At 40.6% G+C, this 11,394-nt stretch carries 11 protein-coding genes and 1 pseudogene; 8 read left to right on the top strand and 4 right to left on the bottom strand.

Going from position 1 to position 11,394, the window contains the following annotated elements; all coding sequences use genetic code 11:
* Positions 1-292: 292 nt before the first annotated feature.
* The 4 genes from FTT85_RS17090 to FTT85_RS17075 all read left to right on the top strand — a co-directional run bounded on the left by FTT85_RS17090 (position 293) and on the right by FTT85_RS17075 (position 3,854).
* Positions 293-844, top strand: coding sequence for a DUF4256 domain-containing protein (locus FTT85_RS17090; RefSeq protein WP_180184033.1), 552 nt, complete (start codon positions 293-295; stop codon positions 842-844).
* A gap of 407 nt (positions 845-1,251) precedes the next feature.
* Positions 1,252-2,601, top strand: coding sequence for an aromatic acid/H+ symport family MFS transporter (locus FTT85_RS17085; RefSeq protein ID WP_180184032.1), 1,350 nt, complete (start codon positions 1,252-1,254; stop codon positions 2,599-2,601).
* A gap of 93 nt (positions 2,602-2,694) precedes the next feature.
* On the top strand, positions 2,695-3,495 hold the full coding sequence (locus tag FTT85_RS17080; protein ID WP_180166035.1) for a hypothetical protein: 801 nt from the start codon (positions 2,695-2,697) through the stop codon (positions 3,493-3,495).
* A gap of 47 nt (positions 3,496-3,542) precedes the next feature.
* A complete protein-coding gene (locus FTT85_RS17075) occupies positions 3,543-3,854 on the top strand; it encodes an ankyrin repeat domain-containing protein (protein ID WP_180166037.1) in 312 nt (103 codons plus the stop codon).
* Positions 3,855-3,923: 69 nt separating this feature from the next.
* On the opposite strand, the gene FTT85_RS17070 is transcribed toward FTT85_RS17075, so the two are convergent.
* On the bottom strand, positions 3,924-4,511 hold the full coding sequence (locus tag FTT85_RS17070; RefSeq protein WP_180184031.1) for a type 1 glutamine amidotransferase domain-containing protein: 588 nt from the start codon (positions 4,509-4,511) through the stop codon (positions 3,924-3,926).
* A 443-nt stretch (positions 4,512-4,954) separates the two neighbouring features.
* On the opposite strand from FTT85_RS17070, the gene FTT85_RS17065 reads away from it, so the two are divergent.
* The gene (locus FTT85_RS17065; RefSeq protein WP_373685323.1) at positions 4,955-6,130 is read left to right on the top strand and encodes a PQQ-dependent sugar dehydrogenase; all 1,176 of its coding nucleotides are present in this window, start codon (positions 4,955-4,957) and stop codon (positions 6,128-6,130) included.
* Between the two features lie 92 nt (positions 6,131-6,222).
* Here FTT85_RS17065 and FTT85_RS17060 read toward each other — a convergent pair whose 3' ends face one another.
* A complete protein-coding gene (locus tag FTT85_RS17060) occupies positions 6,223-7,263 on the bottom strand; it encodes a TauD/TfdA family dioxygenase (protein WP_180184030.1) in 1,041 nt (346 codons plus the stop codon).
* A 280-nt stretch (positions 7,264-7,543) separates the two neighbouring features.
* Positions 7,544-8,071: a hypothetical protein gene (locus FTT85_RS17055; RefSeq protein ID WP_180118522.1), complete on the bottom strand. Its 528-nt coding sequence runs from the start codon at positions 8,069-8,071 to the stop codon at positions 7,544-7,546.
* Positions 8,072-8,231: 160 nt separating this feature from the next.
* On the opposite strand from FTT85_RS17055, the gene FTT85_RS18595 reads away from it, so the two are divergent.
* From FTT85_RS18595 to FTT85_RS17045, 3 genes are all read left to right on the top strand, one after another.
* Positions 8,232-8,408: a hypothetical protein gene (locus FTT85_RS18595; RefSeq protein WP_218955506.1), complete on the top strand. Its 177-nt coding sequence runs from the start codon at positions 8,232-8,234 to the stop codon at positions 8,406-8,408.
* 35 nt (positions 8,409-8,443) lie between these two features.
* Entirely contained in the window at positions 8,444-8,839 is a 396-nt protein-coding gene (locus FTT85_RS17050; RefSeq protein WP_180184029.1) for a tautomerase family protein, read from the top strand.
* A 490-nt stretch (positions 8,840-9,329) separates the two neighbouring features.
* A complete protein-coding gene (locus tag FTT85_RS17045) occupies positions 9,330-10,619 on the top strand; it encodes a glutamate carboxypeptidase (RefSeq protein WP_180166046.1) in 1,290 nt (429 codons plus the stop codon).
* A gap of 325 nt (positions 10,620-10,944) precedes the next feature.
* On the opposite strand, the pseudogene FTT85_RS17040 reads toward FTT85_RS17045, so the two are convergent.
* A pseudogene (locus FTT85_RS17040) lies at positions 10,945-11,277 on the bottom strand (NADPH-dependent FMN reductase); the annotation flags it as partial.
* Positions 11,278-11,394 lie beyond the last annotated feature (117 nt).

Below are 11,394 nucleotides of genomic sequence, written 5' to 3'. Positions count from 1 at the left end.
TTCCCGAACTCAGAAGTGAAACCTCTTAGCGCTGATGGTAGTGTGGGGTTACCCATGTGAGAGTAAGTCATCGCCAGCTCATTATTCGAAAACACCCCCTGACTAGTGCAGGGGGTGTTTTTTTATGCGTGAGGGAAAGGTAAATAATAAGAAAAGCAGAAAGACAAACTGGGAAATGATAGATATTTAAAAATAATACGGCTAAACAGCGCTAAAAATTTACATCAAGGTGAGTCTATATTCTTTATAGTGAAGTTCAGTCTCCAATGTATAAAAACAATAGGATGTGCAAATGCTCCAAGATCTCAATGAAGTCTCTATTTTAGAGATATTGCAGCAACGCTTTGAGGCAAATATGCAGCGTCATCCAGAATTACTTTGGGATGATGTTAAAAAACAATTGATTGCACAGCCCTCAAAACTAAAAACTGTAATCGAAATGGAAAAAACAGGGGGTGAGCCAGATATTGTGAGGCTGAATCGGCAATCTCATGACCTGATATTTTATGATTGCAGCTTAGAGTCGCCAAAGCCTAGACGACGCTTATGTTATGACCGTGATGCCTTGGAGAATCGGAAGGATCATCCTCCCAAAAATAACGTAATAGACATGGTTCGAGACATCGGTGCTCAGCTGCTTACAGAAGAGGACTATCGAGCGATACAGCAAGTTTTTCATTTCGATTTAAATACTTCGAGCTGGATCGTGACGCCAGCAGATATTCGGCAAAAGGGTGGGGCACTGTTTTGTGACCGACGTTATGATCATGTATTTAGCTACCATAATGGCGCACAGTCATATTATGCGTCTCGTGGATTTCGCTGTAAGCTGGTGATTGCTTAATCTCAGCGCTATCAAGGTATTTAAAACGATCTAGAGTGTTCAAACGAACTTTTCTAAAGATATATTTTCGTTTGTTTTTTAGACATTTAAAATTTTTCTAAACTAAAGATAGAAATAAATGATGGTGTGTCGTTCTGAAGTTGAATGAAAGAATAGAAGAATTAGACCTAAAAACAAGGACATTATTATTTAAAAAAAGAAGTTAAATAATCATATATTGATAATGTTTAATAATTAAACTAAAGCATGAAAAATAACACAATTAACATGTACTTATAAGAGACTAGATTTATTAAACATACGTCTAATATCCCTAGAAAACACTGTTCCGTATATTCCGTGGCTGTTGAATTTTACTTAAAAATTCAATGAATGTTATGGACAAGTACTCATGGGAGATGAGAACGATGACAACGGAAAAAATAGACATAAATTCTGTAGTCGATAAGGCTAAATTTACCCCGTTCCACTTCAATGTAGTGGCTTGGTGCTTATTGATTATTTTATTTGATGGCTACGATTTAGCGATTAATGGCGTGGTTTTACCATTATTGATGCAAGACTGGGGCTTAAGTGCAATGCAAGCGGGGATGCTTGCTAGTACTGCGCTCGCAGGCATGATGTTTGGTGCCATGTTCTTTGGTTCTTTAGCAGATAAGATTGGCCGTAAAAAAGTCATCATGATCTGTATCGTTTTATTTAGTGGTTTGACCTTTGCTGGTGGTTTTGCGTCGAATCCAACAGAATTTGGTATTTTGCGTTTCTTGGCTGGTTTAGGGATTGGCGGTGTAATGCCTAACCTTGTGGCTTTAACGTCGGAATACGCGCCGCAGAAGATGCGTAGCACACTAGTAACGACGATGTTTAGTGGTTATGCAGTCGGTGGTGTGATGGCGGCACTTTTAGGTTCATGGTTCACCCCTGACTTTGGTTGGCAAATCATGTTCTTTATTGCAGGTATTCCACTTTTCCTTTTACCAGTGATTTGGAGATTTTTACCAGAATCTTTGGCATTTATGGTGAAAGAAAACAAACAGGAAAAAGCCCGCAGTATCGTGAAGCGCTTAGCACCTGAAGTGAAAGTAACCGAAAATACAGTGTTCACTTTACCGCAGGAAAGCGTGCCTGAAGCTGCTAACGTGGTGAGTTTGTTCCGCCGTGGTCGTGCCGTAAATACATTGCTGTTTTGGGTGGCGTTCTTTACGTGCCTATTGACCATGTATGCGCTAAGCAGCTGGTTACCAAAACTGATGATGGCAGCCGGTTATTCTATGGATAACAGCTTAATGTTCATGATGGTCATGAACGTGGGCGCAGTTGTGGGTATTGTTGGCGGTGGTATTTTGGCTGACCGTTTCCACTTAAAACCTGTGTTGATGGTTTTGGGTATGATCGGCGCGATTGTGATGAGCTTGATGGGCTTCCAATCGAATCAGTTCTTACTATACATCTTGGTGTTCTTGGCAGGTGCTGCGTCTATTGGTTCGCAAATGCTGCTTTACAGCTATGTAGCGCAGTATTACCCACTTGCTGTACGTTCGACAGGTATTGGTTGGTCTTCTGCGATCGGTCGTATGGGCGCGATTGTAGGGCCGATTCTGATTGGTGGTTTGCTCGGTATGAACTTACCTGCGCATTTCAACTTTATGGCAGTAGGTTTACCTGTACTGATTACTGCAATCGCGGTTGCATTGATCATGCATGAAAATGACAGTGATAAAATTGATGTTAAAGAGGCATCTACAGCCAAAGCTTAAGTTGTGATTCTTTAAAAAGAAAAGCCTCCGAAAGGGGGCTTTTTTTATGTTTGATTTCGATAATATATAATGTGGCTTGCATAGGGGGACTGTATGATTTCAGAGTTAGTAAAACTAAAAAGACGTAAAGATGCTAAAGAAATAATTAAGAAGATAGATCAGAAACGAGAAAACTATTATTTAATACATTACTCTTGTGAGTCTTTTTACGATATTCAAGATGGTAGAACACCTCGGATTACTTCAGTAGCAATTGCTAATTTAGGATCCAATCAAACACATTCTTTTTCAATCCATAAAACGGCAGAACAAAAGAAAATTGGATTTGAAATGATCGATGATAAGTACGATGAATTAGAAAAAGGAATGCTCAAGGAATTTTTTGATTATTTAGCTGATCATCGAGGAAATAATTATATTCATTGGAATATGAGAAATATTAATTTTGGTTTTCAGGCGATTGAGCATCGTTATAAAGTCTTGGGTGGTAAACCTTATATTATTGAAGATGATCGAAAGGTGGATTTAGCCAAACTTCTGATAAATATTTATAGTGTTAGATACGCTTCTCATGGTGAGCATGGGCGGCTACATACAATTTGCAGTATGAATTCTATCAAAGCTAAAGATATGCTTACTGGTAAAGAAGAGGCTTTAGCATTTCAAGAAAAGGAATATATTAAGTTACATCAATCCACTTTAAGGAAAGTAGATGTAATGTCAAATTTACTTGAAAGAGTGTTAGATGGATCAATTAAAACTCAAGCAAATTGGTTAGATAGAAATGGGATTCATCCAATAGTATTCATCCAATTAGCTAAAGAACATTGGTTCATAGCCTCATTAGTTGGTTGTATTACTTTTGCTGGTACAATTAAGACACTATTTTTTTGACTTAAAATAGGTTCATTAAGTATTTAATTAATGAAGGGAATACTATTATGCAATTTAATTCCATCTCCCCAATTCCAGAAGACGATGAAGAACTGCATCTGCCTGAACTGGTGTACTGGGCATCTTTAGGTGAACTCGCAGAAGTCGAAAAATCTTTAGCGAATGGCACAGACGTAAACACTGCCGATGAAGAAGGCTATAGCGCACTGCATGCAGCCGCAGAAAACGGCTATTTAGACGTGGTGAAGCTTTTGGTAGCTAATGGTGCAAATGTACAGCATAAGACCCAATACACAGCATTAGAGCTTGCAGAAATGGCAGGCAATGATGATGTGGTAGCTTACTTAAAAAATTTGTAAGCCATAATATTTTATGAATCAACATTATAAAATACCCGCATGCAATATGCGGGTATTTTCATTTTAGTATTATTGTTGCTGTTGCTGTTGCTGTTGCTGTTGCTGTTGCTGTTGCTGTTGCTCAAGCTCCTGCTGAATCGCTTGATTAAACGCAGGCAAGTCATCTGGACAACGAGAAGTAATGAGCACCCAACCACCCGTATTACAGCGGTGCACCTGCTCATCGACCCAATGTGCACCCGCATTTTCCAAATCCAAACGAATACTTTTATAAGACGTCAGAGTTTTATCACGAATTCGTTCAGCATTAATGAGCGCCCAAGGACCATGACAAATTGCAGCAATAGGTTTTTGATGGTCAGCAAAGTTTTGAATAAGTCGCAGTGCATCTTCATCGATCCGTAGATGATCTGCATTGACAGTTCCGCCTGGAATTACTAACACATCATAGTCTTCAGCATTTACGTTGCTCAATTGGGCATTGGGTTGAACTTCAGCTTCGACCTTTTTGTCGGCTTTTACTGTTTGGACAACCGCATGTTTAATAGCGGCATGAATGGCTTCAATTCCCTTTTCATTTAAATAATTTAATGGTTGGATCAGCTCGTCATGTTCAACACCGACATTTGAAGTTATCACTAAAGCTTTTAAAGTCATGATTGACTCCTTGCAATGAGGATTGTCTACCACGCTAACAAGCTGACGGATTTGGGTATGTAATAATTTCGCAGGAAACTGTAAGAAGTTTTGACAGAGATGTTATGCGAAAGTTCTAGATTAGAGCGAACTTTTAAAAATCAGCTAGAAAAAGAAAACCCCAACATCCTGTTGGGGTTTTCTTCGTATTTCGTATTTTAGATACAACTCCATGTCATATCTCACGTCCTGATGCAGAAACTTATTGTTATTGTTTTATGTTTCGGAAACTTCCTGTTTCCTGATAACTGTAGATTAGGCCTGTTTGAATAAATTGAATAGCAGCAATTTTCTGCATGCCATGTAAGCCAAAACGTACAAAATTATTCTGTTACCTTTCCAAAGAAAAATCATCTGATTAATTGATTAGAATCAAATGATTATAAAAGGGAAGGGAACAATAAATGAAACAATGTATACAATATTTTCGAACGCCTAGCCTCATCGTCGGTATCTTGATGACAGCCGCATGCCATGCGGAAAACACCACAACTACAGCACAAGATCAAACACCAAGCCAAGCTCAAAAATCGGCACAAATCCAGCAAGAACAACGCTTTAAAATACAAAAAATCGCTCAATTTAATGAACCTTGGGCGTTTCAACAACTCCCAGATGGACGCTTATTGCTAACTGAAAGAAAAGGTCAACTGATCATCTTTAACCCGCAAAATCAGCAGAAAATACAGGTGAAAAACCTTCCCAAAGTTGCCTATGGCGGACAAGGCGGATTAGGTGATATTGCACTTGATCCGCAGTTTGAAAAAAATCATCAGATATACTTGAGCTATGCAGAAGCGGGACAGGGCGGTTTTGGCGCTGTCATCGAAAAAGCCACATTAAACCTCAATGAAGCTGTGCCAAGTTTAAAACAGCGAAAAATCATTTGGAGGCAAATTCCAAAAGTAGAAGGTCAAGGCCATTATTCACACCGTATGCAATTTGGAACAGATGGAAAATTATGGGTGAGTTCGGGCGAACGTCAGAAGTTTGATCCTGCACAAGATCTGCAGTCAAATTTGGGTAAAGTGTTGCGCTTAAATAGTGATGGAACGCCTGCTGCGGATAATCCATTTCAGACCCAAGGCGAAGTTGCCAAGCAAGTGTGGAGCTTCGGGCACCGTAACCCTTTAGGCATGGCATTTGATGCAAAACAGCAGCTTTGGGTGGCTGAAATGGGCCCGAAAGGCGGTGATGAGTTAAATCTCGTGCAGCGAGCGAAAAACTATGGCTATCCGCATGTGTCGAATGGCGATCATTATGATGATCAACCGATTCCTGATCATCATACACGGCCTGAATTTGAAGCCCCTGCCATCAGTTGGACACCGGTGATTTCACCGTCGAGTTTGATGTTTTACCAAGGGCAAAAGTTCCCCTTGTGGAAAAATAAAGCGCTGATTGGTGGTTTGTCGTCTCAAGCAATCGTGATTGTGGACACAGCACATCAACCGGCAACAGAAATCCAGCGTATCGACATGAAACAGCGGATCCGTGGCTTGATTGAGGCCAAAGATGGCGCAATTTGGGGGATTGAGGATGGTGAAAAAGCATGGTTATTCAAAATTGAGCCAAAATAGCGACTAAAAAATAAACAAAAAATTCAAAAAATAAAAAAAAGCCCCTCCGGGGCTTCTCACATACAGGCCTGCACGAATTTCAAATCCGTCACCTAAGCTGCATAGTGCTCATCGGCATTAAATGCATTGGCTTGAATTTGAATCAACTTACGATTTCCCTGTTCTCCATTCATCCGCCAATGCGCAATTTTAATATTATCGACGATCGAAACATCACCTTTTTGCCACTGCAAAAGCAGTGCATCTTTATACATCGCATCAAAAAATTGCTGCTTTTCAGCATCGCTCCATTCAATTTGTTGACCTTCTGGTGTGTAAATTTCCCAAGTCAGTTGCATGCCGTCCGCCGTCGAATCGATTTCAATCTCCCCGCGATTTTCAAAGCAATTTTTGGCCGCCTGATGGGCAAATGGATTGGTATTATTAGCAAAAGCCCACGGCTGAATCACATGCTTTTTCGTATCGGGGTGATGAATCACCAGTGGCGAACGCTGCAAGGTCAGTTTGGCTTTTTTATCTTGTCGAATCTCTAGACTAAACGGGCTCTTTTTCAGCAATAATCGGTCAAATAGCCCCACCTCGCACGCCGAAACATAAGAAAAATGGTTCCATGCACCAAGATATTTTTCCTGTAGATGTTTCGGAAAATTCTCCCAAATCTGCTCTAAGTTATTAAATCCTGTTTCTGCCAAATACGTCGAAGGTTCCTGACAAAATAAGGCGATATAACGCGAGCGTTCTGAGCGTACTCCGCCTTCAACATGCGGGCCTTGTACCGAGTTTTCGACTGGACCCAATTGCACTGTGTTGCGGTCTATATAACGACGGTAGTCGCCAGCACCGAGCAAGTTCTCGCTGTATTTTCGCATCCAAGATGCAACCCAGTTGGGCATATTGGGGTTAAAAGCATTCCATGGGGTAAACTGAAAATATTGTTCAATCAGTTGGTTAAATTGTTCGGGTTGCTCGATGTTAAAACCACGAAACAGTAAGATGCCATTTTCATGGATTTGTTGTAAAAGCTCTTGTCGATGCGCGCCAATATATTGTGCAAGATCTTGTGGGCTATTGTGTTCTGGAGCGGCATGAAAAATGCGGGTAAAACTATTCAGTTGTTGCTGTTGCAATTGCATAGGTCATTCTCTAATTTTTTAATTCAATTTTTATTGTTGTCGCCTAATCCCTAAGCGCTGACAGTTCGAGCTGCTGAACTCGCAGCCGTTATTCTGTCTAAATTCTCTGCCGATTATAAGTACAGTTTTACTGTTGCGATGTAAGTATTGTTGATAAATTGCGATTTTTCGACGAATAGAGTGCGATCTCTGAATGAATGACGACATGAAAAAAGCCCTCGACATCCTATTGCAAAATCAATAAGTATTTGGATACCCATTCTTTTTTAAGTTGGACACTTTAATAAACGTATTCATTAATTTTGCAGTGTTCCTCAATTGGTAATGTGAATACCATGCCACTCACCAACGAGCTAATACGATTACTTTCAGCCTTACGTTGCTTGGTATTCACCGACAGGGCATAAATGATCATTGTGTCCCGATACATTTTTTCAGGCTCAACTTTATAGTCAATTTCCGCAGCACAAACCATTTTTCTACTAACTTCGTGTGACGCTCTACGATAGACCTCACGATCATCACTAGCCAAAGTCAGCTTTCTTCGTAATTCTTGTGCATACTGCATATATACGCTAACAAATTCAGGGTTATTCCCATATTTGAGCTTTATGTATCCCTCAATATCATCACGCACACCATTACTATTTGCATCAATCCCACCAATGTTTTTTGTTTTATCTTCATTTTTTAGGAATTTTGATGTTCTCACTTCTTTTAGTGAATTCTGAATACTTGGATTAAGAAGCGAGGAACAGGCCATCAAAAGTATACTTAAGCAACTCAGTGCAATAACCGCTTTTTTCATAGGAATCATTTTACTTTTTTCGTTTTAGATGCAAAGAGTGTCTGAAAATAAGAGTGTCCAATTAAAAGAAGAATCTGTGTCCAGTACGATATACTATCAAGTGTCCAATTGGGCAAGAATATGCATCCTATCGAGGGCTTTTTAGATTCATTCTAAAGATATGACTCCTGTCATACCGATCAGCGTTCCTGCTGCATGTGCATTATTTATTTTTATTGCAAGACATCCTGTCTCTGTATGTTCTTACTATAGGCGCGTTGCTGTTGAGGCCATAGGCGTAAATACTGCAAGCGCTGTAGGTAAATGCCTACAGCAGAACGTCGCTAAATCCTGCTAGTGTAGTGATCTAAATAACAACAATGAGTTTCGCGCATGCCTGCAACACAAATCGATATACGGATGCAATACAGCATAGAACAAGAACAACAGTTGATAAATGCTGTCTTTGACGCCTTACAACAGAGTTTTCAACTGCCTCGATATGACCGCAATATACGTTTGCAAGTGCATGCGCTACATCGGTTTCAGGTGCTTGATAATTTGACGCAGCCTGAGCGCTTTACACATATCACCATCGATTGTTTTGCGGGACGAACCGTGGCAACCAAGCGTAAGTTATATCAAATGCTGGTGCAAAATTTGGTGGAATTTGGCATTCCGGCCGACCATATCATCATTACCTTACGTGAAAGCCCTCTAGAAAATTGGGGGATACGAGGTGGTCAAGCCGCTTGTGATGTCGATTTAGGTTTTCAGGTCGATGTTTAGTCTGTGCAAATACATGGAATGTTGCTTTCACATCGCCTAAACGAAAAAAGCCCCGACATCCTGTCGGGGCTTTTTCGGATTCATTCTAGCGGTATAACTCCTGTCCTACCGTTAAACTTCCTGCTCATTGTCTTATCATTGTTATTTTATGTTCAGTGACATCCTGTCGCTGTATGACCTTAATATAAAAGTAATCTAATAACGTGAATAGTGTCTATTATCCGCATCTAATGTAAGCCAAAACGTACAACACTTAAATTTTAATTCTGACCGTTCCTTCAAGGCATTGCATAGCAGCTAGGCTCTCGACTGCTAGATCTATGTTTCCAAATCGATCTAAACCGCTTTTAAAACAACAGGAAGCTGGTTTTGATGTGACCAAACACTTTGCCTGTGGTGTTACATATTTTTGCGATTAATTGGTTGAATGGTGAACTAATTTATCAGACATTAAAAATTCATAATGAAAAATATACAGGGAATAAGATCGATGCAAAGAACACTTACACAACAACGGACGACATCAAAACTTCAGCTCGCATTAGGCTGCGTCATTGCGCTTAGTGCTTCAGCAAGTTGGGCAGCATCTCCACAAGAGATTAAGAAAATTGCGGAAAGTCAAAAGCAAAGTTATTTAGAAACCTTGAAAACCTTGGTCAATATTGAATCTGGCAGTAAAGATATTGAGGGATTGAATCAAATTGCCAAGGTGGTCGCAGAGCAATTAAAAGCCACAGGGGCTGAGGTGAACCTGATTCAGCCCAAAGACATCATGAAACTCGATGGTGCGCCAGATCAGACAGGGCCGATTGTAAAAGCGGTACTGAAAGGCAAAGGTAAAACGAACATTATGTTGTTGGCACATAATGATACGGTGTATCAAAAGGGCCAATTACAAGGTCAACCGTTTCGCATAGACGGTAATAAAGCCTATGGTTTGGGTATTTTGGACGACAAGCAAGGTGTTGCAGCAGTGATTCATGTCTTGGATATGCTGAAACAGCTGAAGTACCAAGATTACGGCACCATTACGGTGTTAATTAATTCAGATGAAGAAATCAGTTCACCCGGCTCGCGCCAATTGATCATGGATACCGCTCAAAATCAGGACGTTGTCCTCTCCTTTGAAACCGGTGGTTTAGAGGGAAGCTTGATGTTAGCCACCAGTGGGATTGGTGCGGCTTATTTAGATATTAAAGGGCGGGGTTCGCATGCGGGGGTAAAACCTGAAGCAGGGGTCAATGTTTTGACAGAACTGGCTTTTCAGATTCAACAATTGGAAAATCTATCCAATCCGAAAACGGGTTTAAAGCTGAATTGGACCGTTGCGACGGCTGGAAAAACCCGAAATGTGATTCCTGACCATGCGACAGCGCAGGCAGATGCTCGTTCCTTAAAACCACAAGATTTTGCTGAGTTGGAAAAAACTTTGAAGCAAAAAGTCAAAACCAAAAAATTGGCGGAAAGTCAGGTCGAGGTCAAATTTGAAGTCCGTCGACCACCTTTAGAAGCCAGTCCACAAGCCAAAAAATTAGCCGCGACAGCCCAGCAGATTTACACAAACGAATTAAAGCTGCCGATGAAAGTTGAAACGACCGCTTGGGGTGGTGGTACTGATGCCGCTTTTGCTGGAGTTACTTCGAAAGCCGCGATCATTGAAGGAATCGGTATGTCTGGAGATGGATTACATTCAGATAAAGCAGAATATATTTTGACGGATTCTATCGTGCCGCGTTTGTACTTGGTGACGCGTTTAATTGTTGAAAGTTCTAAAAAGTAATCGCATCCGATTGGGTGAGATCTAATGAGTCATTGCCCTGAGTTTGGTTGTGGCTCATGTTAGAGCTATTCTTATGTAGCATTTGAAATGAAAAAAGCCCCGACATCCTGTCGAGGCTTTTTCAGATTCATTCTAGCGGTATAACTCCTGTCCTACCGTAAGCTTCCTGCTTAGTCTTATCATTGTTGTTTTATGTTCAGTGACGTCCTGTCTCTGTATGCTTTAACTTTATCGTGGATGATGCATGGCGTATAGCTGCTATCTGCCGAAAATAATGTAATCCTGAACTTACAAAAGGCGGCATCTATCACGCGAACGGCAAGAATTAAGCACTCACATATTGCAGTAATTTTTTGAAAATCGCTTTAACCGCTTTGTTGTCAAATTCATTCGGTTCGAATTTATCTGCTTGATTACGCGTGAAAATGTCACGAATTTCAACCACAGCATTACTGTCGATTAAGCCCAATTGGGTTGCCACTTGGCGAATTTGATCAATCGAACGTGAACCATTGGTGCCACCATAGCTAACGTATGCCGCAGGTTTTCCGCCCCATTCTTTACCGAGGTAATCCAACGCATTTTTGAGTGCAGGGCTGTAGCCGTGGTTGTATTCAGGGCTAATGAAAATAAATGCGTCGCCTTGCGCGATTTTATCAAATGGAGCGTAAAACTCTGTCCTTCAGGTCAGAGATATAAGCGACACGACATGAAGTGTCGTTTGATTTAACTAAGGACTATTTTCCTTGAGTTTTGATTGTTAATATAAGTACAT

Source organism: Acinetobacter sp. YH01020 (assembly GCF_013420275.1).
GTDB classification, from domain to species: Bacteria; Pseudomonadota; Gammaproteobacteria; order Pseudomonadales; family Moraxellaceae; genus Acinetobacter; species Acinetobacter amyesii.
This window is presented reverse-complemented; position numbering and strand designations above follow the sequence as displayed.